The organism is Pseudoalteromonas sp. PS5 (assembly GCF_004103255.1).
Lineage (GTDB): Bacteria > Pseudomonadota > Gammaproteobacteria > Enterobacterales > Alteromonadaceae > Pseudoalteromonas > Pseudoalteromonas peptidolytica.
The window spans coordinates 1-20,474 of sequence record NZ_RCSQ01000053.1 but is presented as its reverse complement, the minus strand read 5'-3'; the positions used below and the strand labels follow the sequence as shown (position 1 = coordinate 20,474).

Below are 20,474 nucleotides of genomic sequence, written 5' to 3'. Positions count from 1 at the left end.
TTTTTAACGCAGTTAGCTTCAGATTTACTCCTTCAAATCAAGCAAGTATTAAAGATAATTGGTATTAAATAAATCTAGTAAAAGCAAATAGATGTACCATACTAGAATGGCGAGTTTATACTTGGCACAACGTTACTTTTGTTGTCATATTCCTGTTTTTTAACACTTTTACCAATCGTATTTGAAACCGACTGGTAGTACACATTTAAGGTTCTCTTTCGTTGAATAACGCAACCTTTACAGAGAAACGCCGCTTTATTGTGAAGTTAGGCAAAATGCTTCATAAATACGGCACCCCTGCCTATCGGCTCGAAGCACACTTAATGGAAGTTGCCACTCACTTAGGGTTAAAGTCTTCTTTTGTTATGTCCCCAACATCCGTCACATTTGTGATTTGGACTGAAGGCCATGAAGAAGAGTACACTCATGTGGCACGGGTTGACCCAGGCGATCATGACTTAGGCTCGCTTGCTGATACTGATGGCGTAGTAACTCGAGTGCTATCCGGAGAGTTATCACTGCAAGAGGCAGAGCAATGCCTCGAAGCCATTTTGCATGCCCAGCCCCCATATAATAAACTCCTCACTGGACTTGCTTTTGCTACTTCTGGTGGTGCGTTCGCAATGCTAATGGGCACCAGCTGGAACGACGTCGTGTGGTCAGCATTACTTTCCTTGTTGGTGTTTTTGTTTGTACTTTGGGCGAGTATCTCCAAGCGCGTGACCCATATGCTTGAGCCTTTGGTTGCCATTGTTTCGGCTGTAGCTGCCTGCGCAGTCTCTGTGTATATCGATCCACAAATAAATATCCGTTTGGTTGTGCTATCGGCGATTATCGTGTTTATTCCAGGGTTAGCACTCGCACTTGGATTTGCTGAATTATCAGCTCGGCATTTGGTCTCTGGAACCGCTCGAGTCATGGACTCGATCATGTTGCTGTTTAAGCTCTATTTTGGTGCTTTTTTAGGTATCACGCTAGGGTTTGCGTTATTCGGGAAAGTCGATTTTGTCCAACCCCTACCATTACCAAGATGGACAGCGTGGCTTGCTGTGCTTTTGCTTTGTAGCAGTCTTGTGGTGATATTTAGAACTAAATTAAGACATGCGAGTTGGTCGCTAGCATCAGGTTTTATTGCTTATGCAGCAAGCATCAGCTCTGCGGTTTACTTTGACTACGCACTTGGTACGTTTGTCGGTGCATTTGCAGTGGGTGTCTTTAGCAATATCTTTAACCGCGTTGTCAACGCTCCAGCTTCTATTGTTGCAATGCAAGGTTTGATTGTACTGGTCCCTGGTTCTAAAACTTATATTGGACTTAATTCACTGATCGAAGGCCAAAGCTTTGTCCATGCGGATCATATTGGCCAACAAACCTTCTTAATATTTATGTCTCTTATTGCTGGCCTTATCTTCTCAAACGTTGTGCTGCCACCTAAAAAGAGCTTATAACGTGTAAAAAGAACTGGAAAGGTGACTTTCCAGTTCTTTGTAGTTGTGAATGTTAACAAAAGACTAAGCAAAATCATTCAAGTAAACTTAACTTAAACTACAAAACCTCCAACTTAACTTATTTTATATCTATATATTTCAGTACAATGGTAATTATTGAAGTAGAAATCCATTGAATTCACAACTATTCATTTCAATTCAAGATTTAACAAACCCCGCTGGTGTTTAATCTTTCTCGAGGTCAACCTCTCAATCACAAGTAATACCAATTATCTTAACTAAGTGGTCTATTTTGAGGCGAGAAAACTTTGTCGATAACAAGGCAAGAATTTTGCTATTTAGTTGCTCTAAATAAGAAATTTTTAACGCAGTTAGCGTTAGATTTACTCCTTCAGACTGAGCAAGTATTAAGGCTAATTGGTATAGGCACTCAAGGGGAATGTATGTTTCGCAATAATAAGAAAAAACTAGTAGTCTTAATCAGCCAATCTTTGCTCGGCTCGGTACTTTTTACACCAGGTATAGCGCTCGCTGAAGAGAGCAATAATCAAGAAGCAGCTAAAAATGGTGAAGTTGAAGTTATTCAAGTCAGAGGGATCCGTGGCAGCGTTGTTCAATCACTCAATACTAAAAGATACTCTGACGCCATTGTCGATGCAGTAACTGCCGAGGATATTGGTAAATTTCCAGATCAAAACGTTGCCGAATCGCTACAACGCATTACCGGTGTTTCAATCACCCGCAGTTTTGGTGAAGGTGAGCGCGTTAGCATTCGAGGCACAGGTGAAAGCCAAAACCGAACCTTATTAAATGGTCAAGCCGTTGGTTCAGCAGATTGGTGGACCAACTCAGCGGCGAGTCGTGGTTTTAACTATACAATGTTACCCTCAGAAATTATTTCTGGGCTTGAAGTTTACAAATCACCCGAAGCCGATATTGATGAAGGTTCTATTGGCGGCACCGTGATTGTGAGAACACGTAAGCCACTTGAGTTAGAGGCAAATAAAATTGCAGGTTCAATTATCGCACAGCACAGCGAAGTATCAGGTGAAACCGATCCGCAACTATCCGCTATGTACAACTTTAAAACCGATGATGAATCTTTTGGTGCATTAATTTCTGTTGTTCGCCAAGAACGTAACTTGCGCCGCGATGGTATTGAAGCATGGTCTTGGACATATCGTGATATCACACTTGAAGATGGTACCGTCGTCGACAATGTATACAGCCCTGGCGGTGGCGGCTCAGCTATGTTCTCACAGCAACGTGTGCGCACGGGCATAAACCTCGCCCTGCAATATCGTCCAAGTGAAAATATGGACATTGTATTCAATGCCTTAGACTCTACACTAGAAGCCGATAATGAAAACCAAAACTTCCTTTGGTTACCCGGTTACGGCGGCTCACAATACACTGACATTACCATTATCGACCACCCCGTAGTTGGCAAGATGGCCGTTGGTGGTACGCTTGGCTTATCTCCAAATGCCAATAATATTCTGGATGAGACCAAAGTACGTAACTCTGAGCTCAAAACCAAGTCGTACGACTTAAAAGTTGAACATCAAGGACAACTTTGGGAATCGTCATATCACTTAGGTTACACAGAAGGTTCGGGGGGGTCGCAAGCTGATCGCTCCGTTGGCTGGGAAGGTAATTATGTTCACAGCTTTGATACGTCACAAGTAGAAGATGTAAAAACCAGTTATGCCGCCGATCCAAACGACGGAGAGAAGTGGAATTTAGGTTTTTTACGCTATGACAGTAATGATGCCAAAGATGATGAAACTTACTTTCAAGCCGATTTTAAGCGTCCAATTGATGTTGCCATCTTCAGCCAGATCAAAGTCGGCTTTAAATACCGTGACCACAGCCGCTTTAATACCAAACACACCACAGACAATCGTACCGACTTAAACTGGAGTCTGGCTGACTACTCCAAAGCCATGCCATCTGATTATCTATCAGGCATAGGCTCTTCAGGCACAACACGCAGCTATGCGATTACTGATCCGGACAAAATACGCCAAGAAGGTGATGCACTAGGTTGGAATTACCGAGTATTGAAGGCCAGTACTTTCGATATCAATGAAAAAATTACCGCAGGCTACATTAAAGCGAACCTGGATGCAGATGGTCTACGCGGTAATTTAGGTGTAAGACTTGTAAATACCAAACAAACCTCATCCGCGTTTGCAGGTGAGTCAGGTGCTGAGGTCTGGACAACGGAAGAAAAGGACTACTTCGACATTCTTCCAAGCATTAACTTGGCAATTGACTTAGATGATGATTTATTAATGCGCTTTTCTGCGGCACGAGTTATGTCTCGCCCAGATTACGCCGATATGACCGCATCAACTTCATACAACCTAGAAACACAAACCGGCACTGGCGGTAACCCTGACATCGACCCCTATCGAGCGACGCAGTTTGATACCGGTATCGAGTGGTACTTTAGCGACGCAGGCCTTTTTTCTGCGGTATTTTTCTACAAAGATATTCAGTCGTTTATCGAGAGCCAACCAGCACTTGAAACTCACGAAGGTAAAGAAGTGCTGATCAGCCGCCCTGTTAATGGGAAAGCAGGCCGCATTCAAGGCCTAGAAATCGGTTATCAACAAGAGCTATACGAAGGTTTTGGCGTTGCCGCTAACTATACCTATGTTGATGGTGAAGCAAAAGATGATGAAGGTAACGACATCACTATCCCTGGTAACTCTGAGCATACCGTTAACCTAAGTTCTTATTATGAAAACGAATTCATTAGTGCCCGCATCTCATACAACTTCAGAACAGGGTATGATACCGGTCGAGACTGGCCAGGATACATTGACGATTATGGTCAAGTAGATGCCAACCTTACCTATAACTACAACGAGAATGTGGCGTTTATTCTTGAGGCCATCAACTTGACTGATGAACATACATTTAGCTATCAGGAAGAGGGAGTTGAACAAGCACTGACCGGTGTTTATGCCGATGGAAGGCGCTTTAGCGCAGGAGTTAGATTTAACTTCTAACTCTGAAAAGTGAATGAAACTTTTACCACTAAATCTGGTCTTACTAGTTGCATAGGAATAGTTTCATGACTCGAATTAAGTCGCTTCCAAGCTAACACAGGTTCGACTTAGTAAACTCCCTGCCCGGAGTTCCAAAAAGCTGATAGCATTTGCTATCAGCTTTTATTATTTAAATTTCCTTTATATTATGGTTATATAGCGTATTCAAAATGACCATAGCAACCCCACAGAGCAGGCCAAGGATGAGTAATCAATAAAATGCGCAACAATCTCATTTCTGGGCTTATTTTTTCATTTTTTCTAGGTATGAGCTGGCTAACAAAAGCCGATCTTTACGACGCCACCCTTGCCTATCAAAACGAAGAATTTACTCTCGCATTTTCAAAATTCAGTCGCTTAGCGCAATTAGGAAATGCTGACGCTATGTATAATCTTGGGGTGATGTACTTGTATGGGCAAGGCACCGAACAAAGTGCTGCAAATGCCTTTGTTTGGTTTTCATTGGCTAAAGAGTTTGGTATCGCTGAAGCATTCCAAACTGCACAACTTGTTTTGCAACAGTCAAACGACCAAAGTGGCCTAAAGGACTTTTTAAAACTTCAAAAAAGCCGCTTGTCAAACACCTACTTGCTTGATTCAACGCTCACTAAGCTTAAACAACACAGTACTACACCAACACTGAGTAAAACCCACGATGTTTTACCTGAATATCCAGATGAAGCGGTAAGACAAGGGATTGAAGGCTGGGTTTGGTTGGAATTTGACATCGACCAAAGCGGTAAAGCAACCAATATTGAGGTTATTGACAGCTACCCAAGACATGTATTTACTGCAAGTCTGCTAAATGCTGTGGAGAAGTGGCGATATACGGGTTCAAAACAAGCACACACGTTGATCTACCACTTTGCAACGCATAAAGATGAGCAATATCGCGAAACTTTGGCTATTCAAAAAAAGGCTTACGAAAAACAACTAAGGCAGAATATCGACGCTGCGGAGCGTGGTGTGGCGCAAGTACAATACTATATTGCTAACTGGTTGAGTATGAAAGAGTACAACGCCTATCAGTTACTGCGCTACCATTGGCGTTCTGACGAACCGATGAATGAGCTCTATCTCGCTGCCGCCAAAAATGGCTTGGACTTGGCACAATATCGCTTAGCTACTCAGCTTATTAATGCAGGAGCACATCAGCTTGGTGTACTCTGGCTCGAACACGCAGCACAGACCATGGATATTGCAAAATATCGTTTAGCAACTGTGCTGCTTAACAACGGTGAACCTCAAGATGTTCCTCATGCACTACAGGTACTCATCGAGGCATCGAATAACGGCCATTTACGCGCCACACTGTTATTAGTAAATACGTATTTAACTCGCCTCAGCGACAAAGCTCAGGCCAAGGCTTGGCTGCACCATGGTCGCACCATCGATCCCGAACACCCTGAACTGCTGTTACTTTTGGCACGGCTTGCAGAGAATCAGGCAGAGGCCAAAAAGCTTGCTTCTCAAGCATTAAAGTCAGCATCTCAGCGCAATTGGAGTAGTCATGCAATACACGTATTCCTGCAAAAGCTTGCTAACTAACAGCATCTATTTAGCGCTTCGCAACATTAATGCCTTCACCTGTTACCGTACTCCAATAACACGATGTCGCTTTCATAGTTGTTGATCCGATTGAATATTACGTGCCTGCCATCAAAGCTTGCTAGTATCTGTAGCTCGCTAACCCCTGCATAAAGGTGTAATCCAATAGATTGAATTTCTTCAACCTTATTTGCACTACTTAAATAGCGGTAAAGCACCAATTGATGACCTCTTTTTAGTACAAAGTAAACTCCATCTCTATAAACTGCCGGTTGGTAGAGCGATAAAGATCCGCGTAACTGCTCAATATCAAATATCTCAGCGAGTGCCGTAATTAGGTATTCCCTAACTTGTTCTTTATACCCTACAAAACTAGAATTCTTTTGAGTAAGAGGTAGATCAGGGAAATAAGTCGCCAAAGGCTGTTGCTCACTGCGCCCTTGAGATACGGTAAATTGCCATGCCTGCCATTTTGCTTCCATAGCAGGCTTCGCTCGATAATACAGCTTTCTACCATCCTGTGACCAATGCAAATCAGCAATTTCGGTAAAGTTATCAACTACTTTTTTAACTTCTTTAATAAAAGAGCTGATTAAATACACTTTATGCGACTTTGATAATACAGCGAGATACTCGTTATTAGGCGAAAGTAATAACAGAATAGGCACTTCCCCCTGGGGCATGGTTCCAAGCAAACTAGACGTTGGTCGAAAAGCATGTTTATGCCACAACTCAAATTGTGGCGCATCATTATTTTTGGTTGTCACCGAAGCATACACAAAATGCGCACCATCACCAGATAAAGCAGCAAGTAAATCCATCCTTGCGGGCGACGTTAACTGCTTTTGCGCCGCTTTGTTTCGTGAGTCTACGTCAAGCTGATAATAGTTTATCTCAGCTACCCCCTCAGTGTGCGCCGAAACACGTAACTGCGCATTTACATCAATTTCAGATATCACGCCAAATCCAGAGTATAAAACTTGTTGAACGCGACCTTTAAGTACACTCAAGTTTTGTTTGGCAAGCATGATAGTATCGTCCTGATACCCATGGCTCAGCGCGGAAAAAGACTGTTTAGAGAGCGTGATTTTTTGGTTTTCAGACTCTGTAAGTTGATTTAGGTTGAGCTGATAAACCCCCTGCTCTTTTATCTGATACAACAGCGTTTGTTGATCCACTTGGTAATGTGTTACGTCGCGAATAGGTAACGCAACGATGTTGATCACCATAGGGTTATTGTCTGCAAAAGTAACCTCTACAGATTGCAGATAGGTTCCGGCTTTGTCCCAAGATTTAGTGATAAAATGGCCTGCTCGATATTCAAACCAAGGCGCTGAGTCTTGTGCACTATTACAATTGCCAAGCACGCTATCGCGCGCGAGTCGCCACATTTCTATTGGGCCTTTGACGTGTAACGCCCGTACTTCGCAGGAAACCGGATCCGAACGCGAATAAATCAGCCAATTACCATCTAAAGACCAGCTTGCCGACTCTTCACTATACCCACTGTTTTTAATGGTATGGGTTGTTTTGGTCTCAAGATCATAGACTGCAAGATCAAACTGATCAGCGCCCTCTGCTAAATAGCTGTATGCCAAATATTTACCATTTGGAGAAAAGCTAACAAACACTTCAGCACCTGGGGAGGACGTGATCCGAGTAGCAGAGACTGGATCTTGTTGAACGTCACTTTGCCACTGCTCAGCGATGAATAACGCAAGTACAGTTACCAGTAAACCAATAAAAAATCCGAGCAAAGCAAACTGTACACCGCGCCCACGAGACAGCTCCTCTATTTGCTCAAGTAACGTCGGGGCTTTTTCAATTTGCGCAATACACTGATAACCTAGGCGCGGTACTGTTTTAATTATTTTTGACTCGCTTGAGCTGTCACCAAGCAGCTTACGTAGCTGTACCACCAGCTGGCTCACAGAATTATCACTGACAATAGTACCCGGCCACACCGTGTCTAAAATGACTTCCCGACTGACCGCCTGCCCCTTATTGGCAATCAACAGACGCAATAGTACAGCATGCTTCGCTTCGATGCTTCTCCAAGAACCGTCAACACATACAGATAAATTACTCAGGTCAACAAGTATCTCATTGATTAAAAAACGTTTATCTAAGCTTTCAATCATCAACCACTAAAAATTTGTGAAACTATGGTTAGGCTCGTAATAAAAGCGTATTATGAGCATTAACTAAAGGTAACTTACTCGTATTATAAGTTGAGCACAATGTCAGCATCTCTCATCCGAACCGTTTCTTGTTGTGTATTATTTATTACAACTGCAAGTGATGCCGTTGAGCAAAATCAGACTGCTGAAAACTCCATAGAACGCATCGAAATTCGTGCCTTCCATGACAGCGTTGTCAAGTCTCTCAGTAATAAACGCCACAATCAACAAGTTTCAAATACGATCAGTGCTGAAGACATCGGGAAGTTTCCGGATAAAAACGTCGCAGAGGCGCTGCAACGGATCACTGGTATCTCACTCTCTCGAGCACAAGGTGAAGGTGAACGGATCGGCGTGCGCGGCACAACCCCTGAGCAAAATAGAACCTATTTGAATGGCCAATATCTCGCCTCGGCTGACTGGTGGATCTCAAGTCAGCCAAGCCGAGGTTTTAACTTTATCTTATTACCCAGTGAAATCGTTTCCAGCCTAGAGGTATTCAAGACACCACAAGCTATGCAGGATGAAGGCTCACTAGGTGGCGCAATCAATATAAAAACCCGCGACCCTCTGTTTACACCTTCAGGCTATGGCGTTACAACAGCCCAATTCCAATACAGTGACTTAAGCGATAAACTCGACCCACAACTATCTGCAATTTACAACTACCATAGCAAAAGTGGCGATTATGCAGTGCTTTTTACTGCGACACGACGAGATCGCAGCCTCAGGCGCGACGGCTTAGAATCTTGGGGATGGCACGATAGGACGTTATACCAAGGTGATAATGATACTTGGTATGCCACCCAGCAGAGCCCACAAAATAAAAGCCAGACGTTATGGTTTCCAGGGGGTGGGGGATCTGCGATTTTTCAGCAGCAAAGAGAGTTGCACGCTTATACAGTCAATGCCGCGTTCCAGCTTTCCCCGCGGCTTCGATTAAATAGTCACTTACTTTATTCTCATCTAAACGCAGACAATAACAATCAAAACTTTCTCTGGCAAAGTGCAAAGTCTATTGACCTAGGCGGCGGGGTAACCCATTTACAAGTACAAGATGCTACTTTGGTGAGCGGCCATTATTTACCCACAGCTGCACTGTTCAATACCAGCATGGAAGCCATTTGGCGAGACTCGCAGGTCAGCACAAAAAGTGCCCACCTAGACTTGGTCTATGATGGCATTTATTGGTCAAGCCAGTTTCAAGTCGGTCTAAGCCAAGGTTCAGGCGGTACCAAAGAAGACGTCACCTCACAATTTTCTGCTAACACCCAGTTTCATGTTGATACATCAATGCGAAAAAACATCGTTGCAAGTTATGGTATTTCACCGTTAGATGCACCAAGCTGGTTTATCACCGAAGCTCGAAATGACAGCCAAGATGGCAAAGATAAATCATACTTCGCGCAAGCTGATTTTGCGTACGATATCGACTTTAAACAGCTCGACGCGATTAAATTTGGTGTTAAATTCAAAGACCATCAACGAGACTTTTTGCGCTATCGCTCCAAAGATGGAGGGCTTGATGGTCTAGCCGGTGAGCTTGGCACTACCCTGGCCGCCTATCCGGGCACTTTTGTGGATGATTATTTGCGCGGCGTAGGTAGTGACAACACTTTAAAAAAGTACAGTTTTGCAGATATTGCACTGCTTGCCAAAGACTTTAATACGCTCAATTTTGAACAAGAAATAGAAAAAGCCAGTCGTTTTCATATTACAGAAAAAACCGCCGCTGCTTACGGTCAAATGCAACTCGCTGGTGAATCCTATGCTGCCAACATTGGGGTTCGAGTGGTCAAAACCTTTCAAGACTCTGGCGCATTTAAGCGTGTCGCCTCCCCCATCGATGCGCCAGACAGCTATATTTGGCATGAAGAATCTCGGGATTACAGCGATATTCTACCCAGTGCCAATATCAAGTTTGACTTAAGCGAGAGCCTAATTAGCCGTTTTTCCATTGCACGCGTCATGTCACGAGCGCAATTTCACCATCTTATGCCCTCCACCAATTACAACGTGACGCAAGCTCAAGGACAAGGTGGTAACGCCAATCTAGATCCATATAGAGCAGCGCAATTTGATGTCAGCCTTGAGTGGTACTTTGACGATGCTGGGCTCGCCTCAATCGCGCTATTTAACAAAGAGGTGGAATCCTTTATTGAGTTTGAACGAAAACTTGAGCGTCATGAAGGCATTTTAATGTCTATCGATAGACCCAATAATGGCGCTGGCGGCAATATCCGTGGCGTTGAACTAAGTTATCAGCAAACACTTGCGTACGGATTTGGGCTAATCGCCAATTACACCTACGTTGATGGAAAACGTGATAACGCTGAAGTTGGCTTACGGGACAAAGTGCCTGGCACCTCTAAACACAGCACTAACCTCACTGCTTACTACGAAAACCACCAATTTAGCGTACGGCTTAGCTATAATTATCGAACTCAGTTTGCCACCGGTGTAGGCGAGACCATGATGGATAATTACGGCCAATTGGACGGCAGCCTCACGGTGAAACTAAGTGATAATCTCGATGCACAATTTGAGTTTATTAATTTAACCGACGAACAGATCTATACCTATGATCGCAACGAGTACGCACCAACCGGAGTATATGTTAACGGCCGACGTTACTATGCGGGATTAAGATATCAGTTCTGATCGCGATGATAATCGTTCCTGCACAAACCCTAAAAATAAATCCAATTTAGCGGAATGCTCTCGCTTCACTTTATAAATGGCATGCAAAGGAACTTGTGGTCTATGTAGTTCAGTAAATAGTTCAACCAAGGCTCCTGAGTCTATATCTTTTTGACAAAAATAAGACGGCAGTATGGCAATTCCTAAACCAGCCAATACTGCCTCTCTAATATGAAAACGGCTGTTTGCTATTAGGTTACCTTGAAGCGGATAACTCTTAGTACCATCATGCCAGCTATCCTCGACATGATTAAGTTTAGATAACAATATGTTATGGCTACTTAATTCATCAAGCTGTGCAGGTTTACCACGCGCAGCAAGATAACTAGGAGCAGCAACAAACGTCGCGTTTACGCTAAGCAATTTCAACACATAAAATTGACTATTTTTCAATGCTGCTGAGAACCTAAAAGCCACATCTATCTCGTCTTCGATTAAGTCCTGATTTGCCGCGGTAAACATTAATTCAAGTTTTATTTGTGGATAGCACTTTTGAAAATCGATACAGATTTGGCTCAGAAGCATACGACCAATCGTATTTGGGAAGGTAATTTTTAGATGCCCTGAATGATGCACGCCAACTTGCTCGACCTCCTCTTCTAAATCGCGTAATGCGCGGAGGATCTTTTTTCCTTTCTCGTAAACCAATTTACCCGCATCCGATAATGCAAGTTTGCGTGTTGTGCGATTTAACAATACTTGGTCATACACAGATTCTAACTGTGCAATCGATTTACTCACCGCTGATGTTGTGGTGCCAAGCTGCTCAGCTGCACGACTAAAGGAGTGCTGTTCAGCAACGCAGCAAAATATCTTGAGTAAGTGAAGTTTGTCGTATTCCTTCCTCATTGTTTCTCATTAGGAAAAAGTCTTTGTATTAAATCAATATATATCAACTAAAAATAAAAAGTAAACTTAACACATCAAACAAAAAGGACATCAACATGATCAGCACATCTTGTCACTGTGGACAGATCCACTATCGAATTTTTACCACTGTCACCATCACACAAGCTTCTACGGGTGTACAGTTCATTAAAGCAAATGGCCTTATCGAAAACTCAAGTCAATCTTTGGAAAGGTTTGTAACTACACGCTCAGAAACACAGTCAATCCGAGAGCATGGTTTTTGTGGGCACTGTGGTGCATCTATCTATATTTTGGATAACCAAGGTTATGTTTCCTATGCGATTAATCACCTTAGTGCATATCAAGTCGAGCACTCAGGTGCGCTGAACTTTGGATTATAAGTGCCACCGCTTCATTTTATCAGCCTTAACCGGCAACTAATCGCAAACATTGGTTTTTATTTTCGTGACAAGTAGAATATCGAAGCTACAACAAGTGAGTAAAAATTCAGGATAAATAATGAAACTACTTAAGTCTGCTTTGGCTTTAGCGATGGGCTTTACCAGCGCTGCTAGCCTAGCTAGTGATACTATCACCATTGAAGATATACCTAAGATCCAGTCGGTAAGTTCAACGTCTGTCAGCCCTGATGGAGAGCTTGTTGCTTTTACACGCTCAGTACCACGTGAGCTTTACGTTGACAAAAATGGTACAAACTACAACGAACTTTACGTAGTTGATGACGAAGGTGTTGAGCGCCCATTTATCACCGGAAAAGTCAGTATTTCAAGCATTTCTTGGTCGGCCGATGGTCAATTTATTTATTTCCTTACTAAGAAGAAAGAAGATAAGCAACGTGCGCTTTATCGCATCGCCGTGAACGGTGGTGAAGCACAAAAAGTACTTGCGCTAAAAGGCAGAGGGATCTCTTCATATAACCTAAGTCCTGATGGCAAAAAAGTAGCTGTTCTGGCAATGCCAGCCGCTGAGAAATCAGAAAAAGAGCTGAAAAAACTTGGTTTTATGGCTGAAGTATATGAACTGGGTTTAAAAAACAAACAGCTTCATATTATTGACCTTACGGCTTCTGAAAAACCGCTGACCCCAGCGGCTCTTAATATCGAAGGGTATGTGAGTGAAATCAACTGGGCTGACGATGCCTCAAAGTTGCTCGTTAAAACTCAGCCAACCGCACTTATCGATGATAAGTACATGAAGTCACAATGGCATGTACTTGATGCGAAAACACAAAAAATCACCACTTCGTTCAAAACAGAAGGTAAGCTTGGCACCGCTGAGTTTTCTCATGATGGTAAATACATCGCGATTTTAGGTGCTGAAGATAAGCACGACCCTGCAACTGGCCGCTTATACCTTGCCGATGCACAAAGCGGTAAAGTAGAAGAGTGGATCCCGAACTTTATGGGCCACATTGGTGATTTTGAATGGTCAAACCGTAAGAACCAACTAACTTTTATTGCAAACGTAGGTGCTGAAAGCTTTGTAGGCCAAATTAAAGTCGGCTCTAAAAAATACAAGAAGCTTATCAAAGAAGGTAAGTTCATCGCATCGAATCTATCTATCTCTGATTCAGACAAAACCATTGCTCTACGTGCAAACACCGCTAAGCACCCAAATGAAGTGTTTATGATCCGCTCAAGTAAAGCAACTCGCCTATCAAACTCTAATCCATGGTTAGATAACAAGCGCTTTGCAAAGCAAGAGGCTATTAACTTTAAAGCTCGCGATGGCGTTGAAATTGGTGGTGTATTAATTTACCCACTGGATTATCAAGAAGGCACCCGTTACCCATTGATCATGTCAGTGCACGGCGGTCCAGAAAGCCATGATAAAAATGGTTGGCTAACAAGTTATTCAGATCCAGGTCAAATGGGTGCGGCACGCGGCTATGCGGTATTCTATCCAAACTACCGTGGTTCGACAGGTAAAGGCGTTGATTACTCAAAACTTGGCCAAGGTGACTACGCAGGTAAAGAGTTTGACGACTTGGTAGACATGAAAGAATACCTAGTCAATACCGGTTTAGTAGACACTAAGCGCGTTGGTATTACTGGCGGCTCTTACGGTGGTTATGCGTCAGCTTGGGGTGCGACAAAATTAACCGAACACTTTGCAGCAAGCGTGATGTTTGTTGGCGTAACCAACCAGCTGTCTAAGTTTGGTACTACCGACATCTCAAACGAAATGTACTTAGTACACGCTCGTTCTTACCCTTGGGATAAGTGGCAGTGGTACTTAGAGCGCAGCCCAATCTACTGGGCTGGCCAGTCTAAAACGCCATTACTCATCATGCACGGTAAAGATGACCCACGTGTACACCCTGCACAATCTATGGAGCTTTATCGCTACATGAAAGTACAAGGTAAAGACGTACGCCTAGTTTACTACCCAGGTGAAGGTCACGGTAACCGCAAAGTAGCTGCACAGTACGACTATAGCTTACGCTTGATGCGGTGGATGGACAACTACCTAATCGAAGGCAAAAAAGACATGCCAGATTACGAAATTGACCATGCAGCAAAGCTAAAAGCAGTTAAAGACGCGAATAAATAAGCAACTCAGTTTGTTGTGAAGGGCGCTAATTTGCGCCCTTTTTTATCAAGGAAAAAGATATTGCAATTAACTACAATCAAACTCGACACCGAGCGATTCACCCTTAGACCCTTAATCTCACAAGACGCCGAAGCGCTATTTGCCATATTCTCAGACACAGACGTCATGCGATATTGGAACACGCCACCTTGGGATAGCCTCCATGATGCAACGCAATTTATTAAGCAATCACATGAAGATTTGACCACTCAAAAAGCGCTCACATTGGCCATCGTTTCAAAAGGTGATAAAGCATTAATTGGTAAATGTTTACTGTTTAGCTGGGATAAAGAGTCACGCCGAGCCGAGATTGGCTTTGGTATTGCCAAATCTCAATGGGGGCAAGGTGTTATTCCAGAAATTGGCACTGCGCTCATTGACTATGCCTTTTCAACACTAAAGTTAAGACGCATTGAGGCGGAAATTGATCCCGCTAATATTGGCTCAGCCAAAGTACTCGCAAAACTTGGGTTTACTAAAGAGGGACATTTGCGCGCTCGCTGGGAAATCGCTGGCGACGTATCAGACTCTGCGCTTTACGGCTTACTTGCAAGCGACCCTCGGTAAAGAAAAGAGTAGAGATCAAAGGTATGGATACAGAGTTACCTTTGTTTGTATTGGGTTTTGCAATACCCGCGATTGACCGCTTTGCTTCTAAGTTTAACATGCTTGGTGTTGCGCCCACTTACTCGTTGCCGCCAGAGCTTAAAACTACTGGGTTTTAGGCTGCTACGCATTAGCTTGATCACTTCAGGCTCACTCAGTTCAAACTGTCGTTCGATAGCTTCAAATGGCGTTCTATCTTCCCACGCCATTTCTATGATCCTGGAAATTTCTGAGTCACTAAATTGCACTTACTTAATCTTGTTGTCTTTTAATCGGAACCACAGATACGCATCAAGTGTCAAAAAGGATTAAAAATACTTACGGCAAATCAAGATTGCCATCGCAATGCCGATAGGCAAGGTGTACATTATTCACCCAGATGCAACGCCCACCGCTGCACCAATCCCGCCCCGATAGCCAGCCCCAAACCTATTTTTCCATTGGTATTTTGCTTATCACATTTCATTGACTGTTCCATCATCCAAACCCGTAGTTATACCAATTTGAATTAATACTCGCTCAATTTGAAGGAGTAAAACTGGCTGCTAGAAAGGTATTAATTATCCGCAGCTTAGGTTATATAGTCAGTGCCCTTCTCGTTTAAACCAAGCCTGTAAAAACTCGATACACTGAAGTACCGCAGCTGGCACAAATTGGCGTGCTGGATATAGCGCATATAAAGTTAACTTAGGCTTTTTTGCATCCTGTAAAATACTCACAACTTCGCCCTTATCAAGCGCTTCCCTGCAAGCAAATTCAGGTAAAAAACCGACGCCCAAGTGGCTTTTAATTGCTTGCAGCATAAAAAGAACATTATTCACTTTAAGAGGGCCTTTTACTCGCACACCGTCGTCTAGTGGCCATAAATTTTTACGTTTTGAATAACTGTATTCAAAACAATTATGATGCACTAAATCCTGCGCTGAATGGATAGCGGAATGACACTCTAAATACTGTTTTGATGCACATACATGATAAGTAAATCGAGTAATTTCCTTACCTATATAGCTTGAGTCAAACGGGCGACTAGAAGCCCGAAAGCCTAAATCGAACCCTTGCTCTACTAAGTCGACATCCTCATCTCCTAAATGTATTTCGAGGTCGACATCTGGATGCGCTTGCATGAAATCAGCAAACATTGCAGCCAAGTCAGTGATCCCAAGCACCATTGGCACATTTACCTTTAACTTGCCTTTGGGTGCTTGCTGTGACTCTTGAACAAAGGTATCTGCGTCTTCTAACTTATTGAGAATATCTTTTGCCCGTTGCAAATAGCCTTCTCCCACGTGCGTAAGCTGCAAATTACGTGTGGTGCGGTGTATAAGCCTAGCGCCAAGCTCAGCTTCTAGTCGGCTGATCTCCTTACTGACCATGGATTTAGACGTATTGTACTGCTCTGCAACACGAGTAAAACTGCGTACCTCAGTCAGTTTTACAAACATTTCTATCGCTCGTAGCTTGTTCATACTTTCCTTGATAATTGTTTCCACTATGTGAACTCTTGGTTCTCATTGTAGCTATATATCAAACATCATCAAGTTTATACACTGAGCATATCTTTTAGCCAAGAAGCAAATAAGGAAAGCAACTATGTATACGTTATATTACCTACCGGGTGCTTGTGCGCTAGCAGTACAGGTCATACTAAGAGAATTAAAGCAGCCCTTTGAACTTGTTGACAAACGCGGTGTAGATAACTTTTTAGCCATTAACCCAACAGGTAAAGTCCCAGTTCTTAACGATGGCGAAAACACGTTAGTAGAAGGAGCAGCAATCCTACTTTATCTACTCAATAAACACGAAAATAACCTTCTTCCTAAAGCGGATGTTTTTCATAAGCAACAAGCAATAGAAAACCTTCTTTTTGCCAATGCCACGATGCACCCGGCTTACAATCGTCTGTTTTTTACCACAGGCGCAATCGCTGATGAGCATGCACGCAAGCCATTTTTAGAAGCAGCAGCGGTTGCCATCAACGAATTATGGGTGTTGGTCGAGAAAAAGCTCGCACAGCAAGCTTTTTTAGGGGGCGATCAAATTTCCGCTGCGGATATCATGCTGGCTGTATATGCACGTTGGGGGGACTATTTTCCAGTAGATATTATCATTCCCGAAAAAGTACGAGAGATGTTAGCGGCGGTTGAAGCAAGGCCTAGTTTTACCGCCTCGATAGCGGCAGAGCAAGCACACAGCAAAGGCGCATGAGCTTAATATGACTAAGGCTATTTCTAAACAACAAGATTTAGACAAAATAACCGAGGTTATCCAGCAATATTTTGAAGGGCTACACCAAGGAGATATTAAAAAGCTGGATGTAATTTTTCACGCAGACGCGGTGCTCAAAAGTCCTGGGATGAGGCGCACTAAATCACAGTGGCTAGATTTGGTTTCATCTCGACAAACGCCCAAAAGCCAAAATGCAGCTTTTAATTACCGTATTTTGTCCGTGGATGTTGTAAACCATCAAGCAATGGTCAAGCTGTATTGCCCTCTGTTTGAACATCACTACATCGACTTTATTGGTTTACTTAAAGAAGATGGACAATGGTGTATCGTCAATAAGATGTACGATGACCTGTAGGAGGTAACCTGTGCCAATCATCAATATTAAAATCACCAAGGAAGGCGTTACACCTACTCAGAAACAAGCCTTAATAAAGGGGGCAACTCAGCTTATGGTGGATGTCCTTGATAAAGCGCCGCAAGTTACTTTTGTCGTCATTGAGGAAATTGAAACTGACGACTGGGGGATAGGGTTTGATCAAGTCTCCATGTTGCGACAGCAAACCTTAAGCCCGAAATAATGCACTAAGAAGGAGGCATCAAATGATGCTTCTTTAACCTGCAAAGACATTTTTTTGAAAAAGAACCTTATAAAATTCAGGTAAATAAAAATTTTTTTAAAAAAGTTTCTTGAAAAGTATTTGCTTCGTCCATAGATAGTATTGTGAGGACGCCGACAGGGTCCCAACCCAAACTAAGTAAATGTTTTATATACTATTTATTGGCTTTAATTGAAGCAATAAATAGCTTAATTTATCGCTTTATGAGGATACAAATTATGCGTACAGTAGACCTATCTCCACTTTATCGTTCATTCATCGGTTTTGACCATTTAGCACAATTAATGGATGCGGCATCACGCAACGAAAAGCAGCCAAGCTTTCCGCCATATAATATCGAAGCTACCGGTGAAGACAAATACCAAATTACCATGGCTGTTGCTGGATTTACCGAGCAAGAGCTTAGCCTTGAGTCAGAAAACAACACCCTGACAGTCAAGGGTGAAAAGCAAAACAAAGAAGACAAAGCCGATCGTAAGTTTATTCACCAAGGTATCGCAGAGCGTAACTTTGAACGTAAATTCCAACTTGGTGACCACGTAAAGGTGATTGGCGCAGGCCTTGAAAACGGCCTACTATTTATTGACCTTGAGCGCGAAATTCCTGAAGCACTCAAGCCAAGAAAGATTGAAATTGGCAAAGGCACACTCATCGAAAATAAATAATCGATTGAGCTCCCCCTGTTTTTACATGATGTCACGTTTCCAAGTCGCCCTCGGGCGACTTTTTGTTTGCAAATAACTAAAGTAAGCAGTTCAAAACAGCCTTAAAACAGCCTTAAAACAAGCAAACATAGTGTCGTGACATACTTATTTTTTAAGAGCTGCTAAAAAGGTAACATTCGCTTTTTCCATACCCTTCCCTAATTCAGTTACAGAATAAAGTAAATTATGCTAACCTTGCTTATGTCACCTATCGCCAGTATCAAAGTACATTGATAGTATAATAGTTTAAAGGAATAGCATGAAATTTTTCATCACGTCTACACTTCTCACCTTGCTATTAGCAACCCAACAATCACAGGCTCACGTCGAGAAGATAAAGCATTTCTCAAGCTTTAGAGACTTGAGCAATATCAGAATCATCGATGTTGATAATGATAATAAAAAAGACATCGTTACAATGATTAATAACGACAAGCAACGATTGTATATTGTAAATACACCTTCTGAAAATGAAGGTATAAAAACAACACTGACTGATTCAATAAAACTCGAGAGCGACAATGAATCAATAGATTCTTTTGAAATTTATTATGATGGGCGATCTGATAATCACTTTGCTGTTGTTATAAGTCAGGCACAAAAGGTACACCTTCTCAATTTAACCGCTAGAAAATATGTAAACGCACTCCCAAATGTAACCGCTGAGATCGTTAAATTTAAAGATATAGATAACGATGGTGACGTCGAAATCCTGCTGATAAATGAAAGCAGTATGTCTACGCTCGACATGCATACACTAGAAAGCAAAGCGCACTACAACTTACCACACTCTGACTTTGTTGTTGGGAAGTTTACCAATCATCTGTTTAATGAAATGCTGACATGGGACGGTAAAATCTACCGAATTCAAGATAGTGAAATGAATCAAGTTGGCACGCTTGCAGTAACAGGCACTTATTTATTTACTAAAGATATAAACGATGATGGAACAGATGAAGTAGTTAGTGAGGACTGTACGATCGACGTAAAAAATGGCAGTGTTATTTGGCCTGTAGGGAATTCTCTAGAAAGTTGTAATCAGGAGCCAGGCTATTCAAAGTATGGCCGTGCATCAAAGTTCAACAACACTTTATATCAACTTAATACGGAAATTATTAACGGTTACGATTTTCCCTATAATCATTACCTTTTAGATATTGAATACTATGATTACCTAACTCGAGAAAAAGAGGTTATCGGTAAAAGTTTCACAGAAGGAGGTGGAGATTATCAACCTAAAATCTATCACCATATCTATAGCTATTTAGACTTGTATGGTGATGAGAAAAAAGAAAAGATTGAGCAAAAGACTAAACTTCACGTCGAAGAAGTTTTATTTGGTGAAATAACTGAACTGGGATTCAATGGTGATGTGTATTTAGCCAACCAAGATGGTGAATTAAGGATTATTGATGTAAATAAAAAGATTTCAGCAGGCGCTTACCCTTGGAAATCACCGTACCCACCGTTTATATTCCAAGATATTGTAACATTAAGCAATATTTCCCCTATCACGCAAAGTGAATTATGGGCAAAAGAAATTGCGGGCAAAGGTACAACGCAACGGTCAGTGTTGAGAAAAATTTCTGTTGATTCTTTTGGAAGCAACCTTGTTGATAAAATTGTATATCAGACCAGAGGTGAACCATATGACGAATATATTTATAAAACTAAAATAATGAATATGGATGGCTCGTCATACACTACAAAACCTATTCTTGGATATTTTCAGTTCTTGGGTGATATTGATGGTGATAATAATCCTGAGTATCTTCGCCAAAATAATCACTTAATACTTGACATTACAAGGCCATTCGAAATCAAAGACTTTAATAGTGACGTGGCTAAATATAGCATTTCACTGGTTGCTGAGCCCAACTACAAAACAGGATTAACAGCATTAATAGACTTTGATGGTGATGGT

16 protein-coding genes are annotated in these 20,474 nt (G+C 42.2%); 12 read left to right on the top strand and 4 right to left on the bottom strand.

Going from position 1 to position 20,474, the window contains the following annotated elements:
- Window positions 1-221 precede the first annotated feature (221 nt).
- From D9603_RS07270 to D9603_RS07260, 3 genes are all read left to right on the top strand, one after another.
- The gene (locus D9603_RS07270; RefSeq protein WP_125251733.1) at window positions 222-1,448 is read left to right on the top strand and encodes a threonine/serine exporter family protein; all 1,227 of its coding nucleotides are present in this window, start codon (window positions 222-224) and stop codon (window positions 1,446-1,448) included.
- Between the two features lie 443 nt (window positions 1,449-1,891).
- Window positions 1,892-4,468, top strand: coding sequence for a TonB-dependent receptor (locus D9603_RS07265; RefSeq protein WP_128730816.1), 2,577 nt, complete (start codon window positions 1,892-1,894; stop codon window positions 4,466-4,468).
- Between the two features lie 258 nt (window positions 4,469-4,726).
- Entirely contained in the window at window positions 4,727-6,055 is a 1,329-nt protein-coding gene (locus tag D9603_RS07260) for a TonB family protein (RefSeq protein ID WP_128730815.1), read from the top strand.
- A 35-nt stretch (window positions 6,056-6,090) separates the two neighbouring features.
- On the opposite strand, the gene D9603_RS07255 is transcribed toward D9603_RS07260, so the two are convergent.
- Window positions 6,091-8,196, bottom strand: a complete 2,106-nt coding sequence (locus D9603_RS07255) for a winged helix-turn-helix domain-containing protein (protein ID WP_128730814.1) — start codon at window positions 8,194-8,196, stop codon at window positions 6,091-6,093.
- A gap of 99 nt (window positions 8,197-8,295) precedes the next feature.
- Between D9603_RS07255 and D9603_RS07250 the strand changes: the two genes are divergently transcribed.
- Window positions 8,296-10,896, top strand: coding sequence for a TonB-dependent receptor (locus D9603_RS07250; RefSeq protein ID WP_128730813.1), 2,601 nt, complete (start codon window positions 8,296-8,298; stop codon window positions 10,894-10,896).
- Here the strand turns inward: D9603_RS07250 and D9603_RS07245 are convergent.
- A complete protein-coding gene (locus tag D9603_RS07245; RefSeq protein ID WP_125251738.1) occupies window positions 10,879-11,784 on the bottom strand; it encodes a LysR family transcriptional regulator in 906 nt (301 codons plus the stop codon). The genes D9603_RS07250 and D9603_RS07245 overlap by 18 nt on opposite strands.
- Before the next feature lie 95 nt (window positions 11,785-11,879).
- Between D9603_RS07245 and D9603_RS07240 the strand changes: the two genes are divergently transcribed.
- The 3 genes from D9603_RS07240 to D9603_RS07230 all read left to right on the top strand — a co-directional run bounded on the left by D9603_RS07240 (window position 11,880) and on the right by D9603_RS07230 (window position 14,964).
- Window positions 11,880-12,185: a hypothetical protein gene (locus tag D9603_RS07240; RefSeq protein ID WP_128730812.1), complete on the top strand. Its 306-nt coding sequence runs from the start codon at window positions 11,880-11,882 to the stop codon at window positions 12,183-12,185.
- Between the two features lie 118 nt (window positions 12,186-12,303).
- A complete protein-coding gene (locus tag D9603_RS07235) occupies window positions 12,304-14,358 on the top strand; it encodes a S9 family peptidase (RefSeq protein WP_128730811.1) in 2,055 nt (684 codons plus the stop codon).
- 60 nt (window positions 14,359-14,418) lie between these two features.
- Window positions 14,419-14,964 (top strand): GNAT family N-acetyltransferase, encoded by a 546-nt coding sequence (locus D9603_RS07230; protein WP_128730810.1) that lies wholly within the window; start codon window positions 14,419-14,421, stop codon window positions 14,962-14,964.
- 35 nt (window positions 14,965-14,999) lie between these two features.
- Here the strand turns inward: D9603_RS07230 and D9603_RS07225 are convergent, their stop codons facing one another.
- Together D9603_RS07225 and D9603_RS07220 are read right to left on the bottom strand one after the other, a co-directional pair.
- Window positions 15,000-15,251 (bottom strand): TIGR03643 family protein, encoded by a 252-nt coding sequence (locus D9603_RS07225; protein WP_125251742.1) that lies wholly within the window; start codon window positions 15,249-15,251, stop codon window positions 15,000-15,002.
- Window positions 15,252-15,587: 336 nt separating this feature from the next.
- The gene (locus tag D9603_RS07220) at window positions 15,588-16,469 is read right to left on the bottom strand and encodes a LysR family transcriptional regulator (protein WP_125251743.1); all 882 of its coding nucleotides are present in this window, start codon (window positions 16,467-16,469) and stop codon (window positions 15,588-15,590) included.
- 124 nt (window positions 16,470-16,593) lie between these two features.
- Between D9603_RS07220 and D9603_RS07215 the strand changes: the two genes are divergently transcribed.
- The 5 genes from D9603_RS07215 to D9603_RS07195 all read left to right on the top strand — a co-directional run.
- A complete protein-coding gene (locus tag D9603_RS07215; RefSeq protein ID WP_128730809.1) occupies window positions 16,594-17,208 on the top strand; it encodes a glutathione S-transferase family protein in 615 nt (204 codons plus the stop codon).
- A 7-nt stretch (window positions 17,209-17,215) separates the two neighbouring features.
- On the top strand, window positions 17,216-17,584 hold the full coding sequence (locus D9603_RS07210) for a nuclear transport factor 2 family protein (RefSeq protein ID WP_128730808.1): 369 nt from the start codon (window positions 17,216-17,218) through the stop codon (window positions 17,582-17,584).
- A gap of 10 nt (window positions 17,585-17,594) precedes the next feature.
- Window positions 17,595-17,807 carry a 4-oxalocrotonate tautomerase family protein gene (locus D9603_RS07205; RefSeq protein ID WP_128730807.1) on the top strand — a complete coding sequence of 71 codons (213 nt, stop codon included), beginning with the start codon at window positions 17,595-17,597 and terminating at the stop codon, window positions 17,805-17,807.
- Between the two features lie 257 nt (window positions 17,808-18,064).
- Window positions 18,065-18,511 carry an Hsp20 family protein gene (locus D9603_RS07200; RefSeq protein ID WP_128730806.1) on the top strand — a complete coding sequence of 149 codons (447 nt, stop codon included), beginning with the start codon at window positions 18,065-18,067 and terminating at the stop codon, window positions 18,509-18,511.
- A 298-nt stretch (window positions 18,512-18,809) separates the two neighbouring features.
- Window positions 18,810-20,474, top strand: a 1,665-nt coding sequence (locus D9603_RS07195) for a hypothetical protein (protein ID WP_153188196.1), incomplete at its 3' end; no start/stop codon positions are given.